This window comes from Rhodopseudomonas sp. B29, from assembly GCF_000333455.1.
Taxonomy (GTDB): Bacteria; Pseudomonadota; Alphaproteobacteria; order Rhizobiales; family Xanthobacteraceae; genus Rhodopseudomonas.
Map to the genome: position 1 here is coordinate 1 of NZ_BADD01000507.1, position 18,452 is coordinate 18,452.

An 18,452-nucleotide genomic window follows, 5' to 3' on the forward strand; every position below is an offset into this window, starting at 1 on the left:
AGACATGAGGCGCCGGTGGAGGTTCAACCGTATTTTCGCTGCTGGGCGGCGGCGCGCGCCAGGCGAGCATGCCCTTTCGCCGCAGGCATGAACTCGGTATGAAGGGCGCTTCGATTTGCGGCAGGTACGGTGTTCAGGAGGACAGAATGGCAGCCAAGACGAAGTTCCGCGGGTCCATGACCGCCTTGGTGACGCCGTTCAAAAAGGACGGTTCGCTCGACGAGCAGGCCTTCCGTGCCCTGGTGAATTGGCAGATCGAGGACGGCTCCCACGGCCTGGTGCCGGTCGGGACCACTGGCGAGAGCCCGACGCTGAGCCACGAAGAGCACCACAAGGTGGTCGAATGGTGCATCGAGGAGGCCAAGGGCCGCGTGCCGGTTATCGCCGGCGCCGGCTCCAATTCGACGCGTGAGGCTGTTGAGCTTGCGCGCCACGCCGAGAAGGCGGGGGCGGATGCCGTGCTGGTGGTGACGCCGTATTACAACAAGCCCACCCAGGAAGGCATGTATCAGCACTTCAAGGCGGTGAACGATTCGATCGGCATTCCAATCATCATCTACAACATCCCGCCGCGGTCGGTCGTCGACATGTCGGTCGAGACCATGAGCCGGCTGTACGAATTGAAGAACATCGCGGGCGTCAAGGACGCGACCGCGAATCTCGGCCGCGTCTCGCAGCAGCGTCACGCCATGGGCGCCGATTTCATTCAGCTCTCGGGCGAGGACATGACCGCGCTGGCCTATATGGCGGCGGGCGGTCATGGCTGCATCTCGGTCGTATCGAACGTCGCGCCGAAGCTGTGCTCCGACCTGATGGGCGCGGTGTTTGCCGGCGACTATACGGGCGCTCTGAAAATCCAGGACCGGCTGGTGCCGTTGCACGACGCTGTGTTCAAGGAGCCGGGCGTCGCCGGCGCCAAGCACGGGTTGACGCTGCTCGGCCGTATCGAAGAAGAGGTGCGGCTGCCGCTGATGCCGGTCACCAAGCCGACCGGCGAAGTCATCCGCGCGGCAATGATGCACGCCGGACTGTTGAACTGACCGTCAAACAGGCCGGATCAACCGGGCCGCGCGACCTGCCGGAGGGGTGAGATGTTCAAGGAGTTCCGTGAGTTCGCCATGAAGGGCAATGTCGTCGACCTCGCGGTCGGCGTCATCATCGGCGCCGCGTTCGGCGCGATCGTCTCGTCGCTGGTCGGCGACGTCATCATGCCGATCATCGGCTCGATCACCGGCGGGCTCGACTTCTCGAACTACTTCACCCCGCTGTCCAAAGCAGTGACGGCGAATACGCTGGTCGAGGCCAAGAAGCAGGGCGCTGTGCTGGCCTGGGGCAACTTCCTCACGCTGACGCTGAATTTCATCATCGTCGCCTTCGTGTTGTTCATGGTGGTGCGGGCGATGAACCGGCTGAAGCGCAAGGATGAAGCGAAGCCGGCGGAGCCGCCGAAGCCGACCCGCGAGCAGGAGCTGCTCGCCGAAATCCGTGATCTGCTCAAGAGCGGCAACCGCCCGCTGGTCTAGAGCGTTTTCGAGCGAAGTGGATACCGGTTCGCGTGAAGAAAACGCGTCAAATTAAGAATCTAGAGCTCCGGTTCTGATTCTATCAGAACCGGAAAAGCTCTAGAGCGGGCGAGAAAGACTGAGCCGCAATGGCCGACAAGAACGAACGCCCGATCAAGGTCGTGGCGGAGAACCGCAAAGCGCGGTTCAACTACGCGATCGAGGACACGATTGAAGCCGGCATTTCGCTGACCGGCACCGAAGTGAAATCGGTCCGCAACGGCAAGTCGACGATCGCCGAATCCTATGCGGACGCGCGTGGTGGCGAGATCTGGCTGATCAACGCGACGATCCCTGAATATCTGCAGGCCAATCGCTTCAATCACGAACCGAAGCGGCCGCGCAAACTGCTGCTGCATCGCAAACAGATCAACAAGCTGATGGGCGCCGTCGAGCGCCAGGGCATGACGCTGATCCCGTTGAAATTGTACTTCAACGAAAAGGGCCGCGCCAAGCTGCTGCTGGCGCTCGCCAAGGGCAAGCAGCTGCACGACAAGCGCGAGACCGAGAAGAAGCGCGACTGGAGCCGGGAAAAGGGCCGATTGCTGCGCGCGCGCGGCTGAGTGGACATAACGAATATCGGGAGGACCGCATGGCCAACCAGGGCAGCCTGAACGAGGTGGATTGGAGCACGATCCCGGCGCCGGTCGACGACGGCGGCGCGGCCCATCTGGTCGGCTCGGCGATTCCGGCCGTGGCGCTGCCGGCTACGCACGGCGGCATGGCCACGCTGGCGGCGCTGACCGGGCGCACCGTGGTGTTCGCCTATCCGCGGACCGGCGAGCCTGGCAAGATCGCGCCGGTCGACGATTGGGACATGATCCCGGGCGCGCGCGGCTGCACGCCGCAGACCTGTTCGTTTCGTGATTTGTTCGCCGAACTCAAAGCCGCCGGCGCCGATCAGGTGTTTGGCCTGTCGACACAGTCCACCGAGTATCAGTCCGAGATGGCGCAGCGGCTGCATCTGCCATTTCCGGTGCTATCGGACGACAAGCTAGTTCTGGCCAAGGCGCTGAAGCTACCGACCATGGACGTGGCCGGCATGACGCTGCTGAAGCGCATGGCGCTGATCATCGACGACGGCCGCATCACTCACGTGTTCTATCCGGTATTTCCGCCGGACCGGAATGCTGGGGATGTGCTGGCGTGGCTAAAGGCCAACCCGCGCTGATTGCTTACTACGCGCAAGGCGTCATGCTGAGGTGCGAGCCGAAGGCGAGCCTCGAAGCATGCGGCCACAGGCGCTGAGGTCATCGCGCGTAGCTCATCCTTCGAGGCTCGCCCAAGTGGGCTCGCACCTCAGGATGATGCTGAAACAGGCAGCAAGGACTTACTTGCCCGCATCCAAATCCGCCCGCACCTTCGCGAACACGTCGCCGAACATCTTCGGCGTCAGCACGCCGGTGTTGGTGTTGTAGCGCGAGCAGTGATAGCTGTCGTAGAGCTTGAGCGTGCCGGCCTGGTGCACCGCGCCGTGGCCGAACGGGGCTTGCGAAGCCCTGAGCCCGACGGCTTTGATCGTCGTGTCGTGGGCGATGCGGCCGAGCAGCACAACAGCGCGTAGCCGCGGCATGGCGCCGAACACACCGCTGAGAAACTGGCGGCAGGTGTTGATCTCGGCGGGCAGGGGCTTGTTCTGCGGCGGCACGCAACGCACCGCATTGCTGATCCGGCAATCGACCAGCGTCAACCCGTCGTCGGGCCGTGCTTTGTATTCGCCGCGCGCGAAGCCGTAATCGATCAGGGTGGCGTAGAGCAGGTCGCCGGCATAGTCGCCGGTGAACGGACGTCCGGTGCGGTTGGCGCCTTGCAGGCCCGGCGCGAGCCCGACAATCAGCAATGCGGCATCGGCGCTGCCGAACGACGGCACCGGCGCGTTGAACCAGCCCGGCTGTCGTTCGCGGGATTCCTGGCGAAAGGCCGCCAGCCGCGGACACAGCGGGCAGTTTGCGGCAGGTTCCGTCGCGGTGACAGCGGCGGCGGCATTCGCGCCGCGCGCCGCCGCGATCTCAGTCTTCGAAATCGTCGTCACCGCCGCGCTGAGCCAGTGCCGTCTGACGCTGCAGGAACTGCGGCGTGTGCCGCGGTTCGCGCGGCGGCGGCCGGTCGGCCGGATCGCGGCCGATCTTGGCCTGCAGTTCGACGAGGTCGGTGAAAATGTCGGCCTGACGCCGCAGTTCGTCGGCGATCATCGGCGGCTGGCTGGAGATCGTCGAGACGACGGTCACCCGAACGCCGCGACGTTGCACCGCCTCGACCAGCGAGCGGAAATCGCCGTCGCCCGAGAACAGCACCATCTGGTCGATATGCTCGGCCAGTTCCATGGCATCGACAGCGAGTTCGATGTCCATGTTACCCTTGACCTTGCGGCGGCCGGAGGCGTCAATGAACTCCTTGGTCGCCTTGGTGACCACGGTGTAGCCGTTGTAATCGAGCCAGTCGATCAGCGGGCGAATCGACGAATATTCCTGATCTTCGATGATCGCGGTGTAGTAGAAGGCCCGGACCAGATCGCCGCGGCTCTGGAATTCCTTGAGCAACCGCTTGTAATCGATATCGAAGCCCAGAGTCTTTGCGGTCGCGTATAGGTTGGCGCCATCGATAAACAGCGCAATTTTGTTGTTCTGATGAGTTGGCATCAAGATCTCTCGTATGTCCGTCTACTGATGTTGGCGCAACAGAAAAGCAGCGCAGTTGGAGGCGAATGACGCGAAAAGCGTTCTGCTCTCGCCAACCGGGACGACTTCAACCGCACGAAGCTAATACCGGTAGTGTATAGCATTCCCTTTCAAAAATAGCCTTTTCTTGTCGGAACTCGGTTTTGCACTGGGACGTGATCCGTACGCGATCCGGCTAAACCTTTCAGTAACAGAGCGAAGCGGGTGCTCCAACGCCATTTTGTTCTTGCGAATTCCGTCAACCACCTTTAGCTACGGCAGACAACCCCCCTCATTCGGTTCCTCGAACGGAGCGACAGGCATGGCGCGCGTCACCGTTGAAGATTGCATTGATAAGGTCGACAACCGCTTCGATCTGGTCCTTCTCGCTGCCCATCGGGCGCGCATGATCTCGTCCGGCTCCCAGCTCACGATCGACCGCGACAACGACAAGAATCCCGTTGTTTCGCTTCGCGAAATCGCCGAGCAGACGATTTCTCCGGAAGACCTCAAGGAAGAGCTGGTGCACTCGCTGCAGAAGTTCGTCGAGGTCGACGAGCCGGAGCAAGATACCGTTCCGCTGATCGGTTCGAGCGGCGCGAGTGCCGATGCCGACGACACCGAAGTGGCGATGGAGCGTATGACGGAGGAGGAGCTGCTCAAGGGTCTCGAAGGCCTGGCGCCACCGGAAGAGCAGCCCGAAGAGGACGAATAACCCGTCGCGCGGCAGCAGTCGCCCAAACAACTTAGAGCTATTCTGAGGCCCGGATCGCATCGTCCGGGCCTTTTGCTTTGTCCGATGCCCGGAATTTAGCCGCGCGCCGTCCCGGCGATTGGTCGTACAGCGCCCGCGATTCGGTCCAAACTCTGCCGGAATGGCAGGTTTTCCTGATCGTCTATCTTTCTTTCACGTCGAAACGATCTACTGTGCTTGGAGCAGTTCAGAGCAGTGAATCTCATCGTCGGTAAGTGGCTGTGGGACCAGAGGAATAGGCTAGGACTAAGAATGGCGTCAGGGCGCCCCGTGCCGGTTCAGATGGAGGCCTCCGCCGGCGTGGCCGCCGCCGCACCTGCGGTCGCCCGGCCGCGCGCCTCCCGGGCGCGAATGATGCGGCAGTACGACCTCGTCGAGCGGGTCCGTTCCTACAATCCGGATACCGACGAAGACCTGCTCAACCGCGCCTACGTCTACGCCATGAAGGCCCATGGCGAGCAGACCCGCGCCTCGGGCGATCCGTATTTCTCGCATCCGCTCGAAGTCGCCGCCATCCTGACTAACCTCAAGCTCGACGACGCCACCATCGTGGCGGCGCTGCTGCACGACACGATCGAAGACACCGAGGCGACCCGGACCGAGATCGACAAGCTGTTCGGCCACGAGATCGGCGCGCTGGTCGAAGGCCTGACCAAGCTGAAGCGGCTCGAACTGGTGTCGCGCGAGGCCAAGCAGGCCGAAAACCTGCGCAAGCTGCTGCTGGCGATCGCCGACGACGTCCGCGTGCTGCTGATCAAACTGGCCGACCGGCTGCACAACATGCGCACGCTGGAATTCGTGCCGCCGGCGTCGCGGCACCGCATCGCCGAGGAGACCCTCGACATCTATGCGCCGCTCGCCGGCCGCATGGGTATGCACGAGATGCGAGAGGAGCTGGAAGATCTGGCTTTCCGCACGCTCGATCCGGAAGCCTTCGCTGTGGTGATGCAGCGGCTCGACGCGCTGGCCGAACGCAACCGTAACCTGATCGGCGAGATCGAAGCCCAGCTCTCAGCCAATCTCGGCCGCAACGGCATCACCGCCGAAGTCACCGGCCGGCGCAAGCGGCCATTTTCGATCTGGACCAAGATGGAGCGCAAATCGGTCGGCTTCGAACAGCTGTCCGATATTTACGGCTTCCGCGTCATCGTCGGAGACGTCGCGTGCTGCTACCGCGCACTCGGCGTGGTCCACACCACCTGGCCGATGGTGCCGGGCCGGTTCAAGGACTATATCTCGACGCCCAAGCAGAACGACTATCGCTCGTTGCACACCACGGTGATCGGGCCCGGTCAGCAGCGCGTCGAGCTGCAATTCCGCACCCGCGAGATGAATCAGATCGCCGAATACGGCATCGCCGCGCACGCATTCTACAAGGACGGCGTCGGCTCACCGACCGAACTCGTCAATCGCGAGTCCAATGCCTTCGCTTGGCTGCGACACACCATCGAGATGCTGTCGGAGAGCCAGAACCCCGAGGAATTCCTCGAGCACACCAAGCTCGAGCTGTTCCACGACCAGGTGTTCTGCTTCACGCCGAAGGGCAAGCTGATCGCGCTGCCGCGCAACGCCAACGTCATCGACTTTGCCTATGCGGTCCACACCGACGTCGGCAACTCGGCGGTCGGCTGCAAGATCAACGGCAAATTCGCGCCGCTGTCGAGCGAATTGCAGAATGGCGACGAAGTCGAGGTGCTGACGTCGCCGGTGCAATCGGCGCCGCCGGCCGCATGGGAATCGCTGGCCCGCACCGGCAAGGCCCGGGCCGCCATCCGCCGCGCCACGCGGGCGGCGATGCGCGATCAATACGCGGGGCTCGGCCGCCGTATCGTCGAACGCCTGTTCGTCCGCGCCAAGATCGAATACGCCGACGACAAGCTGAAGGGCGCGCTGCCGCGGCTGGCGCGTTCGTCGATCGAAGACGTGATGGCCTCGGTCGGCCGCGGCGAAATGAAAGCCTCCGACGTCGCCCGCGCGATGTATCCGGATTACAAGGAAGAGCGCATCGCGCGGTTCGGCGGCAAGAAAGCGCCGGAGAAGCCGGGCGCCAAGCCGGCGCCCGAGCCCGGCAAGGCCAGCGCGGTGATCCCGATCGGCGGCCTGCACTCCGGCCTGCCGGTCAAGTTCGCGCCCAACGGCGGCGCGGTGCCGGGCGATCGCATCGTCGGCATCGTCACGCCGGGCGAGGGCATCACCATCTATCCGATCCAGTCGCCCGACTTGAAGGAATTCGAGGAAGAGCCGGAGCGCTGGCTCGACGTCAAATGGGACATCGACGAGTCGACGCCGCAGCGCTTCCCGGCACGGCTGTTCGTGCAGAACGTCAACGAGCCAGGTTCGCTGGCGCAGATCGCCGGCGTCATCGCCGAACACGACGGCAACATCGACAACATCAATATGAGCCGCCGCTCGCCCGACTTCACCGAGCTGACAATCGACCTCGAGGTCTACGACCTCAAGCACCTCAGCGCCATCATCGCCCAGCTCCGCGCCAAAGATGTTGTCGCTCACGTCGAGCGCGTGAACGGCTGAGGGCGTGGTCACACTTGGTCATCGAGTCAGTTAGTATGTTCGTCATTGCGAGCGAAGCGAAGCAATCCAGCTCGGTGCACTGAGCTGGATTGCTTCGCTTCGCTCGCAATGACGGTCCTTATCGCGAGTCCACTATGTCCAAATCTCCGCCACTTCGTCTCGGCGTCAACATCGATCACATCGCCACGCTGCGGAACGCGCGCGGCGGCCGCCATCCCGATCCGCTGCGCGCTGCGCGCACGGCGATCGAGGCGGGGGCCGACGGCATCACCGCGCATTTGCGTGAGGATCGCCGCCACATCCGCGATGCCGACATGGAGCGGCTCAAGGCGGAGATCACCAAGCCCCTGAATTTCGAGATGGCGGCAACGCCGGAAATGATCCGCATCGCGCTCGGCGTGAGGCCGCATGCGGTGTGCCTCGTGCCTGAGCGGCGCGAGGAGCTGACGACCGAAGGCGGGCTCGATGTCATCGGCCTGCGCGATCATCTCGGTCCCGCGATCGCCAAATTCAGCGATGCCGGCATCCGCACCTCGCTGTTCATCGCGCCCGATCCGGCTCAGATCGACATGGCGGCAAAGCTGAAGTCGCCGGCAATCGAGATCCACACCGGCGCGTGGTGTGATGCGCTGACCGACGGCGACACCGCGAAGGCCAGTGCCGAATGGAAGCGAATTGTCGCCGGTGCGGCACTGGCGCGCTCCGCCGGCATCGAAGTCCACGCCGGCCACGGTCTCGACTACGAGACTGCCGAGACCATCGCGGCGCTGCCGCAGATCGTCGAACTGAATATTGGGTTCTTCATGATCGGCGAGGCGGTGTTCGTCGGCCTGGCCGAAACCATCCGGACCATGCGGGCGGCGATGGAGCGCGGCCGCGCCAAAGTGGCCGCCGCATGATCATCGGCATCGGCTCCGATCTGATCGACATCACCCGGATCGCAAAGGTCATCGAACGCCACGGCGAGCGCTTCCTCGACCGCATTTTCACCGAGACCGAGCGCGCCAAGGCAGCGCGTCGCAGCAAGAGCGACGAAATGCTGGTGGCGACCTACGCCAAGCGGTTCGCCGCCAAGGAAGCCTGCAGCAAGGCGCTCGGCACCGGCATCCGCCAGGGTGTGTGGTGGCGGGATATGGGCGTGGTCAATCTTCCCGGCGGCCGGCCGACAATGCTGCTGACCGGCGGCGCCAAGGCGCGCCTCGACGCGCTAACGCCGGCCGGCATGACAGCCCGAATCGACCTGTCGATCACCGATGAATGGCCGCTGGCGCAGGCCTTCGTGGTCATCTCGGCGGAGCCCGCTCCAGCCGCCACGTGATGTCGTCAAGCACAAAATCTGCTGTGCGGCCATGGCATTAGCCAGTTCCCGCGCGACACTTGATTGCGCCGCCTGCGACAACGGTCTACAACCGCGCCGGAACCTCGGCCGGATCGAATCCGCACCGAGTCGGGGTTTCTCGCCAGAAACCAAGGTCTCGTGGTGAGCGCTCCTGCTCCCCTGAGAACGTCTCCTCCGCGAGCGACGCCCGCGGGAATCGGGAAAGCGATGAGCGTGTCATCCGGTACCAAATCTGAAAGCGGCATCGGCGAGACGATCCGCGTCGTCATCCATGCCCTGCTGATCGCCCTGGTGATCCGGACCTTCCTGTTCCAGCCTTTCAACATCCCGTCGGGATCGATGAAGGCGACGCTCTTGGTCGGCGACTATCTGTTCGTGTCGAAGTACTCGTACGGCTACAGCAAGTTCTCGATCCCGCTGTCGCCGCCGCTGTTCTCCGGTCGCATCTTCGGCTCCGAGCCCAATCGCGGGGATGTCGTCGTGTTCCGGCTGCCGAAGGACGAGTCCACCGACTACATCAAGCGCGTCATCGGCCTGCCGGGCGACCGCATTCAGATGAAAGAGGGTCTCCTCTACATCAACGACAAGCCTGTCCAGCGCGAACGGCTGCCCGACTACGTCGGTGAAGATCCGTGCGGCTCCGAAGCCACGGCGCGGGTGAAGCGCTGGAAGGAGACGCTGCCGAACAACGTCAGCTACGAGACGCTGGATTGCGTCGACAACGGCTTCTACGACAACACCAATGTCTACACCGTGCCGCCCGGCCACTTCTTCATGATGGGCGACAACCGCGACAACTCGACCGACAGCCGCGTGCTGTCGGCAGTCGGCTACGTGCCGTACGAGAATCTCATCGGCCGCGCCCAGATGATCTTCTTCTCCATCCGCGAGGGCGATCACGCCTGGGAAATCTGGCGTTGGCCGACCGCCGTGCGCTGGGGCCGGATCTTCTCCTTCGTGCGATGATCGAGGACGTGACCAACATCGATACCCCGAAGGCCGCTGACGAGGCCGGCGGGCAGGCTGCCGAGCCGGCCGCTGCACCGAAGCGGAGCCGCAAGGTCAAGGCCAAGGAGAAGGCGGTCGCGATCGAGCAGCGCATCGGTCACAGCTTTGCCGATCCGGCATTGCTGACCACAGCGCTGACTCACGTCTCGGCGCTGAAGTCGGCGCGTAATCGCGCCGACAGCTATCAGCGGCTGGAGTTTCTCGGCGACCACGTGCTCGGACTGATCGTCTCCGACATGCTGTACCGCGCGTTCCCAAATGCCGACGAAGGCGAACTCTCGAAACGGCTGGCCGATCTGGTGCGCAAGGAAACTTGCGCCGACGTCGCGCGCAGCCTCGATCTCGACGAGGGCATCAAGCTCGGCACGGTCGGCGCCGGTGCCGGCGCGCGCTTGCGCAAGTCGGTGCTCGGCGACATCTGCGAAGCGGTGATCGGCGCCATCTATCTCGACGGTGGCTATGATGCTGCGGCGGACTTCGTGAAGCGCAACTGGACCGAGCGGATGCGCAAGCCGGCGCGTTCGCTGCGCGATCCGAAGACCGTGTTGCAGGAATGGGCGCAGGGCAAAGGCCTGCCGACGCCGGTGTATCGCGAAGTCGAACGCACCGGCCCGCATCACGATCCGCAATTTCGCGTCGCTGTGACCTTGCCAGGGCTCGAAGACGCCGAGGGCGTCGGCGGCAGCAAGCGCGCCGCCGAGAAGGTCGCGGCGCAAGCCATGTTGGCGCGCGAAGGCGTCAGTTCCGGCGGCCAAGATGGTTGATCCAGATACTTCGACCGCAGCCGCGACTCGGTGCGGCTTCGTCGCGCTGATCGGCGCGCCCAATGTCGGCAAATCGACGCTCGTCAACGCGTTGGTCGGCTCCAAGGTCAGCATCGTGTCGCGCAAGGTGCAGACGACGCGCGCGCTGATCCGCGGCATCGTCATTGAAGGTTCGTCGCAGATCATTCTGGTCGACACGCCCGGCATCTTCGCGCCGAAGCGGCGGCTCGATCGCGCGATGGTCAAGACCGCGTGGAGCGGCGCGCACGACGCCGATCTCGTCTGCGCGCTGATCGATGCGCGCGCTGGCCTCGACGAGCAGGCGGAAGCGATCTTCGACAATCTGCAGAAGGTCGATCATCCCAGGCTGCTGGTGCTGAACAAGATCGATATCGTCCCGCGCGAGAAGCTGCTGGCGCTGGCGCAGGCCGCCAACGAGCGGCTGGCGTTCGAGCAGACCTTCATGGTGTCGGCGATGACCGGCGACGGCGTCGACGATCTGCGCAGTGCCCTGGCGGCGCGCGTGCGGGAAGGGCCGTATCTCTATCCTGAAGACCAGATGTCGGATGCGCCGCTGCGTCACCTCGCGGCCGAGATCACCCGCGAGAAGATCTTCCGGCAACTGCATCAGGAACTGCCGTATCAGTCGACGGTCGAGACCGACACCTGGACCGAGCGCAAGGACGGCTCGGTGAAGATCGAGCAAACCATCTTCGTCGAGCGCGAAAGCCAGCGGAAGATCGTGCTCGGCAAAGGCGGCGCATCGATCAAGGCGATCGGCGCGGCGGCGCGCAAGGAAATCGGCGAGATTCTGGAACAGAAAGTGCATCTTTTTCTGTTCGTGAAGGTGCGCGAAGATTGGGGCAACGATCCCGAACGCTATCGCGAGATCGGGTTGGAGTTTCCCAAGGAATGACCCCCGCCACCACCGCGACGCTGCCGAAGAACGTATTCTGGTTCGAGGTGCTGCTGCTGACCTCGCTGATGCTCGACTGCATCTCCGTGGCGTTTCAGGACCGCACTATGTCCGATCCCGAAATGTCGGGCACGGTCATCGCCGCCGCCAACACCATGGCGGCGGGGCTGATCATTCTGCTCGCTTACCTGGTGTGGCTGGCCGCGCATGGCCGCAAGAACTGGGCGAGGGCGGTGCTGACGGCGTCGCTGGTGTTCTCGATCGTGTCGCTGACCCAGATCGTCGACGACAGCGGCTTCGAGTTCGGCCTGTGGATCGACATCGCCTCCTGTGGCCTGACCGCGGCCGGCATCTATCTGTCCTTCACCGGCGACGCCCGCGGCTGGTTCAAGGGATAGTTCCGCGAGCGATCGGCCGCGAAATCCGTTAGGCTCGGCCGATGGAATGGAGCGACGAGGGCATCATTCTCGGGGTGCGGCGGCATGGCGAGGCCGGCGCGATCGTCGAGCTGCTGACGCGTGAGCACGGCCGGCATCTCGGCATGGTCCGCGGCGGCGCGTCGTCGCGGCTGCGGCCGATGCTGCAGCCCGGCAACAGCGTCCTCGCAGTCTGGCGGGCGCGGCTCGACGAGCATCTCGGCTACTATCAACTCGAGAGCGCGCGGATGCGTGCGGCGACGCTGCTGGCGGTCTCGCATGCGGCTTACGGCGTCACCCATCTGGCGTCGCTGGCGCGCCTTTTGCCCGAGCGCGATCCCCATGACGACATTCATGCGATGCTCGAACACATCCTCGACGATTTCGACGATGCCGGCGTCGCAGCCCGGCATCTGATCCGGTTCGAACTGGCAATGCTGACCGAACTCGGCTTCGGCCTCGATCTGTCGACCTGCGCCGCCACCGGCGCGACGCACGAGCTGGTCTACGTCTCGCCCAAAACGGGCAACGCCGTGTCGCGCACCGCCGGCGAACCCTGGCGCGATCGGCTGCTCCGCCTGCCGGCCTTCCTACGCGACGACGAGGAAGTCGCGTGCTCCGAACAGGACCTCCGCGACGGCTTCGAACTGACCGGCCGCTTCCTGCTGCGCAACGTGCTCGAACCACGCGGGCAGGGCCATTCCGATGCCCGCGCGGGGTTCATCAATGCGGTAACACGGGCCGCACAACGCTCCGCGGTGTAGCCGCTGCCGCGACGATCGCGGCGGCGGCTGTTGCGCTGAAGCTCAGGTGTTCAGCGCCGCCGCGATGGTTTCGGCGAACGGTGTCGTCGCTCGGCCAATCAGTTTGCTCAGGCTATGGCTGTCGTCGAACAGTGCGTCCTTGGCGGCACCGGCGTCGGAATCCGCCAGCAGCGCGGCGAAAGGCTCGGGCAACCCCGCACTCACCAGCGCAGCCTTGTAGGCGGCTTCGGGCAGATCCTGATAGGCGAGGGTCTTGCCGCTCTGCCGAGCCAGTTCGGCGGCAAACTCGGCCAGTGTGTAGGACGTGTCGCCGGCGAGTTCGTAGGTCTTGCCGGCCAGGTCATCCGACGCCGTCAGTACTCGAACCGCAGCCTCCGCATAATCGGCGCGTGCCGCGGAGGCGATCCGGCCGTCGCCGGCGCTGCCGATCATCGCGCCGTGCGCCAGCGCGGCCGGGATCGAGGCTGCGTAGTTCTCGGTGTACCAGCCGTTGCGGAGCAGGGCGTACGGCACGCCGGATGCTTTCAGCGCCGCCTCGGTCTGGCGGTGCTCCTCGGCCAGTCCGAGCGGTGAAGCGTCGGCGTGCAGCAGGCTGATGTAGGCCAGCAGCTTGACGCCGCCCTGGCGCGCCGCCTCGATCGCGTTGCGATGCTGCGGCAGCCGCTGGCCGACCTCGCTCGACGAGATCAGCAGCGCCCGCTCCACGCCGCCGAAAGCCGGTGCCAGCGTCTCGGGCAGGCTGTAATCGCCCTTGTGGACATGCAGGCCGCGCGCGGCGAACTCGGCAGCGGCTTTGTCGCTGCGGACCAGGACGCCGATCTGCGATGCCGGGACCGTCTTGAGCAGACCGTCGATGACGAGCCGGCCGAGCTGGCCGCTGGCGCCGGTGATGAGGAAACGAGACGCAGACATGGGAAGCTCCGTGCTGGTTTAGAATTGAGGATAGGTCTACAATGGAGACCTTCTGCCCAGCCCGGAAGGAGGCAGTTTTTCGTGACAAGGTCACCTTCAGATAACCTGACCGCCGCTGCGCACCGCGCCACGTTGACCGATCGCTACGCCGCTTGGCGCGAGCTTGGCTACGACGCTTCGCGCTGTCCGGTGCGCAACGTGCTCGACCACCTCGGCAGCAAATGGAGCACGTTGCTGCTCATCGCGCTGGCCGAAAAGCCTATGCGTTTCAATGCGCTGCTGCGGGAAGTTCCAGACATTTCGAAACGCATGCTGACCCAGACGCTACGCGACCTTGAGCGCGACGGGTTGGTGGCGCGGCGGGTATTTCCGACCAAGCCGCCCAGCGTCGAATACCGCTTGTCGGCGATGGGCGAGTCCGTGCTCGGGCCGCTGACCGCTCTGGTCGGCTGGGCCGAGCAGCAGTTTCCGGAGATCGAGCGCGCCCGCGCCCGGTTCGATGCCGGCGACGCCACCGAACATGCGGCCGCTGACGAGCAGCCAGCAGCGCCGACGGCCCGGGTTGCGCTTGCTCCGGTCTCGGCCAGCGGATAACCCGACGCCATGGGAAAAAGACTGATTCCGCCGGAGCCGGCGGAGATTCACGAGGTGCAGCTTCGCGAGGCGCTGGAAGAGCGCTACCTCGCTTACGCGCTCTCGACCATCATGCATCGCGCTTTGCCGGACGCCCGCGACGGGTTGAAACCGGTGCATCGGCGTATCCTCTACGGAATGCGGTTGCTGCGGCTCGACCCCGGCACACCGTTCAAAAAGTCGGCCAAAATCGTCGGCGACGTGATGGGCTCGTTCCATCCGCACGGCGACCAGTCGATCTACGACGCGCTGGTGCGCCTCGCGCAGGACTTCTCGTCGCGCTACCCGCTGGTCGACGGCCAAGGCAATTTCGGCAACATAGACGGCGATAATCCGGCCGCCTATCGCTACACCGAAGCGCGCATGACCGACGTCGCGCGCCTGCTCCTCGACGGCATCGACGAGGACGGCGTCGCGTTCCGGCCGAATTACGACGGCCAATCCAAGGAACCGGTTGTGCTGCCCGGCGGCTTCCCGAACCTGCTCGCCAACGGCGCGCAAGGCATCGCGGTCGGCATGGCGACCGCGATCCCGCCGCACAACGCCGCCGAACTGTGTGACGCCGCGCTGCACCTGATCGAGAAACCCGACGCCAAGTCGAAGGCGCTGCTGCGCTTCGTCAAAGGTCCGGACTTCCCGACCGGCGGCATCATCATCGATTCCAAGGAGAGCATCGCCGAGGCCTACACCACGGGCCGCGGTGCATTCCGCACCCGCGCGCGCTGGCACCAGGAAGAGGGCGCAAGGGGCGCCTGGAGCGTTGTCGTCACGCAGATTCCGTGGCTGGTGCAGAAGTCGCGGCTGATCGAGAAGATCGCCGAACTTCTCAACGAGAAGAAGCTGCCGCTGATCGGCGACATCCGCGACGAGTCGGCTGAAGACGTCCGCATCGTCATCGAGCCCAAGTCGCGCACCGTCGATCCCGAGCTGATGATGGAGTCACTGTTCCGGCTGACCGAGCTGGAGAGCCGGATTCCGCTCAACCTCAACGTGCTGGTCGGCGGCCGCATTCCCAAGGTGCTCGGCCTCGCCGAATGCCTGCGCGAATGGCTCGACCATCTGCGCGACGTGCTACTGCGCCGATCGAACTATCGCAAGGCGCAGATCGAGCATCGCCTCGAAGTGCTCGGCGGCTATCTGATCGCGTACTTGAACATCGACAAGGTGATCAAAATCATCCGCACCGAGGACGAGCCCAAGCCCGTCCTGATGCGGACGTTCAAGCTCACCGAGATCCAGGCCGAAGCCATTCTCAACATGCGGCTGCGCAGTCTGCGCAAGCTAGAAGAGATGGAGATCCGCACCGAAGACAAGAACCTGCGGGCGGAGCTGAAGGGCATCAACGAAGTTCTCGGCTCCGAGGCGAAGCAGTGGGCCAAGGTCGGCGAGCAGGTCGGCAAGGTCCGCGACATGTTCGGACCTAAGACGCCGCTCGGCAAGCGCCGCACCACTTTCGCCGACGCGCCGGAGCACGATCTCGCCGCGATCGAGGAAGCCTTCGTCGAGCGCGAGCCGGTCACCGTCGTCATCTCCGACAAGGGTTGGGTGCGCACGCTCAAGGGCCATGTCGAGGATCTGTCGAGCCTCAACTTCAAGCAGGACGACAAGCTCGGTCAGTCGTTCTTCGCGGAGACCACGTCCAAGCTCTTGCTACTTGCCACCAACGGCCGGTTCTACGCGCTGGATGTCGCCAAGCTGCCGGGCGGCCGCGGCCACGGCGAGCCGATCCGCATGTTCATCGACATGGAGCAAGACGCCGCCATCGTCACCGTGTTCGTGCACAAAGGCGGCCGCAAGTTCCTGATCGCCAGCCATGACGGCCAGGGCTTCATCGTGGGCGAAGACGAGTGCGTCGGCGCCACCCGCAAGGGCAAGCAGATCATCAACGTCGACGTGCCGAACGAGGCGAGGGCGCTCACCGTCGTCAGCGAGGGCGATGATCAGGTCGCGGTGATCGGCGACAACCGCAAGATGGTGATCTTCCCGATCGATCAGGTGCCCGAGATGGCGCGCGGCCGCGGCGTGCGGCTGCAGAAGTACAAGGACGGCGGCCTGTCCGACGTTGCGACCTTCGCGTCGAAGCAGGGCCTGTCCTGGCGCGATTCCGCCGGCCGCGAGTTCAGCGCGACGCTGAAAGAGCTGGCCGAATGGCGCGGCAACCGCGCCGATGCCGGCCGGCTGCCGCCGAAGGGCTTCCCGAAGTCGAACAAGTTCGGCCGCGGCATCGAATAGGGCTGCGACGCGATTTGTCGCAGCCGGCCTTTTGGCTTTGCGCCGATCGGCAAAACCGCATTGAAGTGACGCGATGATGCAACGTTACTTCTTCCTGCGCGCCGCGGCCGCGATGCCGCTCGCGCTTCTGCCCGGCGCGGCGCACGCCGCCGAACTCGATGGCGCAACCCTCGGCTGGGCGTGGGGCATTCCGTTCGCCGGCATCCTGATGTCGATCGCGCTCGGGCCGCTGCTGTTCGCGAAGATCTGGCACGCCCATTACGGCAAGATCGCCGCGGGCTGGGCGTTGGCGACCGTGGTGCCTCTCGCCGTCGTATACGGCTGGCAAGCTGCGCTTGCCGCCGCGATCCATGCGCTGCTCGGCGAATATCTCAGCTTCATCGTGCTGTTGTTCGCGCTGTTCACGGTCGCCGGCGGCATTCTCGTCACCGGGACGATGCGCGGCACGCCGCTGATCAATACGGCGCTGCTGGCGATCGGGACGGCTGCGGCGAGCATCATCGGCACGACGGGCGCCGCGATGATCCTGATCCGGCCGCTGATCCGCGCCAATCAGGCGCGCGCGCACAACGTACACGTCGTGGTCTTTTTCATCATCTTGGTCGCCAATATCGGCGGCGCGCTGTCGCCGCTCGGCGACCCGCCGCTGTTCGTCGGCTTCCTGCGCGGTGTCGATTTCTTCTGGCCGGCGCAGCATCTGTGGCTGCAGACGCTGATCATTGCGGTCGTGCTGCTCGTTGCGTTCTTCGCGCTCGATAGCTGGCTCGCCCGCCAGGATTCGAGCGCGGCGGCAGCCAGCGAGCCGATCGGCCTGCGCGGCGGCATCAACTTCGTCCTGATCGCCGCGATCATCGGCATGATCCTGCTGTCGGCGAGTTGGCGCCCCGGCATCGAACTCGACGTCTACGGCACCAAGGTCGCCCTGCAGAACCTCGTGCGAGACGCCGCACTGGTGGTCATCGCGCTGTTGTCGCTGTGGTGGACCGCGGCCGAGCATCGCTCCGCCAACGACTTCACCTGGGAGCCGATTCTCGAAGTCGCCAAGTTGTTCGCCGGCATCTTCATCGCGATCATTCCAGTGCTGGCGATGCTCGGGGCAGGTAAAGCCGGCCTGTTCGCGCCGCTGCTCGACATCGTCACGGCGGCCGACGGTCACCCCAATGAGGTGCCGTATTTCTGGCTGACCGGGTTGTTGTCCGCGGTGCTCGACAACGCGCCGACTTATCTTGTGTTCTTCGAACTCGCGGGAGGTCGGCCGGCTGAGCTGATGGGTCCGCTCGCCGGCACGCTGACGGCAATCTCGATGGGCGCAGTCTACATGGGGGCGCTGACCTATATCGGCAACGCGCCGAACTTCATGGTCTACGCCATCGCGACCGAGCGCGGCATCAAGATGCCGGGCTTCTTCGGCTATGCGATGTGGGCCGCGGTGGCGCTGATCCCGCTGTTCGTGCTGCTGACGCTGCTGCCGACAGTGCCGAACTGGCGCTTCGTCGGATAGCGCTCACTGCGAGCGGGGAGCGTTGACGTTTGCCGGAGGTGGCGGCGCCAGCCCGGCATGGGCGCGGGGCTTCATGGTGCCAACATAGAACGACAGGCCGCCGACCAGCACGACGCAGAGCAGGTACAGCACGTAGGCCTGCGGCGGCTTCATGGCCCATTGCAGCAGTTCGCGGGGAGACATCGATTGATCGCTCATGCGGGGGGTTCTGCGCCAATTCGCTGCGGAGGAAAAGGCCGAAACCGCACCCTCCGTTCGTCGAAGGTAGATCAATGACATTTCCCAACGCTCGTGGGATGCCGGGGTGTTCTTTGGAGGTGAAGGGTTCACCATCGGATCAAAGGCGACCTTTCCGCGCCGTATGGAACTTTATGCTATTGCAAATTACTTGCAATAAAAACAGGATCCGCCCAGATTATCGGAATGGACGCTAGGACACCGCCAAACGCTTCTGACTCGACG

20 protein-coding genes are annotated in these 18,452 nt (G+C 64.5%); 16 read left to right on the forward strand and 4 right to left on the reverse strand.

The genetic code is table 11. The features are described 5' to 3' along the window. Positions 1–146 precede the first annotated feature (146 nt). The 4 genes from dapA (at position 147) to I5M_RS17915 (ending at position 2,733) form a co-directional block, all read left to right on the forward strand. The gene (gene dapA, locus I5M_RS17900) at positions 147–1,040 is read left to right on the forward strand and encodes a 4-hydroxy-tetrahydrodipicolinate synthase (protein WP_022722652.1); all 894 of its coding nucleotides are present in this window, start codon (positions 147–149) and stop codon (positions 1,038–1,040) included. A gap of 51 nt (positions 1,041–1,091) precedes the next feature. Continuing rightward, positions 1,092–1,523, forward strand: a complete 432-nt coding sequence (mscL, locus tag I5M_RS17905; RefSeq protein WP_022722653.1) for a large conductance mechanosensitive channel protein MscL — start codon at positions 1,092–1,094, stop codon at positions 1,521–1,523. 128 nt (positions 1,524–1,651) lie between these two features. After that, on the forward strand, positions 1,652–2,125 hold the full coding sequence (smpB, locus tag I5M_RS17910) for an SsrA-binding protein SmpB (RefSeq protein ID WP_022722654.1): 474 nt from the start codon (positions 1,652–1,654) through the stop codon (positions 2,123–2,125). Between the two features lie 29 nt (positions 2,126–2,154). Further along, a complete protein-coding gene (locus I5M_RS17915) occupies positions 2,155–2,733 on the forward strand; it encodes a peroxiredoxin (RefSeq protein WP_022722655.1) in 579 nt (192 codons plus the stop codon). A 159-nt stretch (positions 2,734–2,892) separates the two neighbouring features. On the opposite strand, the gene I5M_RS17920 is transcribed toward I5M_RS17915, so the two are convergent. Beyond that, positions 2,893–3,570 carry a uracil-DNA glycosylase gene (locus I5M_RS17920; protein ID WP_051048788.1) on the reverse strand — a complete coding sequence of 226 codons (678 nt, stop codon included), beginning with the start codon at positions 3,568–3,570 and terminating at the stop codon, positions 2,893–2,895. Position 3,571: 1 nt separating this feature from the next. Beyond that, a complete protein-coding gene (locus tag I5M_RS17925) occupies positions 3,572–4,201 on the reverse strand; it encodes an NYN domain-containing protein (protein ID WP_022722657.1) in 630 nt (209 codons plus the stop codon). Positions 4,202–4,541: 340 nt separating this feature from the next. Between I5M_RS17925 and rpoZ the strand changes: the two genes are divergently transcribed. The 9 genes from rpoZ to recO all read left to right on the forward strand — a co-directional run bounded on the left by rpoZ (position 4,542) and on the right by recO (position 12,712). Beyond that, complete coding sequence (gene rpoZ, locus I5M_RS17930; protein WP_022722658.1) at positions 4,542–4,934, forward strand: DNA-directed RNA polymerase subunit omega; 393 nt, start codon at positions 4,542–4,544, stop codon at positions 4,932–4,934. A 291-nt stretch (positions 4,935–5,225) separates the two neighbouring features. Continuing rightward, positions 5,226–7,505, forward strand: coding sequence for a bifunctional (p)ppGpp synthetase/guanosine-3',5'-bis(diphosphate) 3'-pyrophosphohydrolase (locus I5M_RS17935; protein ID WP_022722659.1), 2,280 nt, complete (start codon positions 5,226–5,228; stop codon positions 7,503–7,505). Between the two features lie 134 nt (positions 7,506–7,639). Next, positions 7,640–8,404, forward strand: a complete 765-nt coding sequence (locus I5M_RS17940) for a pyridoxine 5'-phosphate synthase (RefSeq protein ID WP_022722660.1) — start codon at positions 7,640–7,642, stop codon at positions 8,402–8,404. After that, complete coding sequence (gene acpS, locus I5M_RS17945) at positions 8,401–8,823, forward strand: holo-ACP synthase (RefSeq protein ID WP_022722661.1); 423 nt, start codon at positions 8,401–8,403, stop codon at positions 8,821–8,823. The genes I5M_RS17940 and acpS overlap by 4 nt, the downstream gene beginning before the upstream one ends. A 228-nt stretch (positions 8,824–9,051) precedes the next feature. Further along, positions 9,052–9,810, forward strand: coding sequence for a signal peptidase I (lepB, locus tag I5M_RS17950; RefSeq protein ID WP_022722662.1), 759 nt, complete (start codon positions 9,052–9,054; stop codon positions 9,808–9,810). Beyond that, on the forward strand, positions 9,807–10,616 hold the full coding sequence (gene rnc / locus I5M_RS17955; RefSeq protein ID WP_022722663.1) for a ribonuclease III: 810 nt from the start codon (positions 9,807–9,809) through the stop codon (positions 10,614–10,616). The genes lepB and rnc overlap by 4 nt, the downstream gene beginning before the upstream one ends. Continuing rightward, positions 10,609–11,532, forward strand: a complete 924-nt coding sequence (gene era / locus I5M_RS17960) for a GTPase Era (protein WP_022722664.1) — start codon at positions 10,609–10,611, stop codon at positions 11,530–11,532. The genes rnc and era overlap by 8 nt, the downstream gene beginning before the upstream one ends. Then, the gene (locus I5M_RS17965; RefSeq protein WP_022722665.1) at positions 11,529–11,930 is read left to right on the forward strand and encodes a hypothetical protein; all 402 of its coding nucleotides are present in this window, start codon (positions 11,529–11,531) and stop codon (positions 11,928–11,930) included. The genes era and I5M_RS17965 overlap by 4 nt, the downstream gene beginning before the upstream one ends. Positions 11,931–11,971: 41 nt before the next feature. Further along, positions 11,972–12,712 (forward strand): DNA repair protein RecO, encoded by a 741-nt coding sequence (gene recO / locus I5M_RS17970; protein ID WP_022722666.1) that lies wholly within the window; start codon positions 11,972–11,974, stop codon positions 12,710–12,712. A gap of 42 nt (positions 12,713–12,754) precedes the next feature. On the opposite strand, the gene I5M_RS17975 is transcribed toward recO, so the two are convergent. After that, complete coding sequence (locus I5M_RS17975) at positions 12,755–13,624, reverse strand: SDR family oxidoreductase (protein WP_022722667.1); 870 nt, start codon at positions 13,622–13,624, stop codon at positions 12,755–12,757. Between the two features lie 189 nt (positions 13,625–13,813). On the opposite strand from I5M_RS17975, the gene I5M_RS17980 reads away from it, so the two are divergent. The 3 genes from I5M_RS17980 (at position 13,814) to I5M_RS17990 (ending at position 17,990) form a co-directional block, all read left to right on the forward strand. Next, the gene (locus I5M_RS17980; protein WP_376738690.1) at positions 13,814–14,218 is read left to right on the forward strand and encodes a winged helix-turn-helix transcriptional regulator; all 405 of its coding nucleotides are present in this window, start codon (positions 13,814–13,816) and stop codon (positions 14,216–14,218) included. A gap of 9 nt (positions 14,219–14,227) precedes the next feature. Next, positions 14,228–16,489 (forward strand): DNA topoisomerase IV subunit A, encoded by a 2,262-nt coding sequence (gene parC / locus I5M_RS17985; RefSeq protein ID WP_022722669.1) that lies wholly within the window; start codon positions 14,228–14,230, stop codon positions 16,487–16,489. 73 nt (positions 16,490–16,562) lie between these two features. Further along, positions 16,563–17,990, forward strand: coding sequence for a sodium:proton antiporter (locus I5M_RS17990; RefSeq protein WP_022722670.1), 1,428 nt, complete (start codon positions 16,563–16,565; stop codon positions 17,988–17,990). Positions 17,991–17,993: 3 nt separating this feature from the next. Here I5M_RS17990 and I5M_RS17995 read toward each other — a convergent pair whose 3' ends face one another. Continuing rightward, the gene (locus I5M_RS17995) at positions 17,994–18,188 is read right to left on the reverse strand and encodes a hypothetical protein (RefSeq protein WP_022722671.1); all 195 of its coding nucleotides are present in this window, start codon (positions 18,186–18,188) and stop codon (positions 17,994–17,996) included. Between the last annotated feature and the right edge of the window lie 264 nt (positions 18,189–18,452).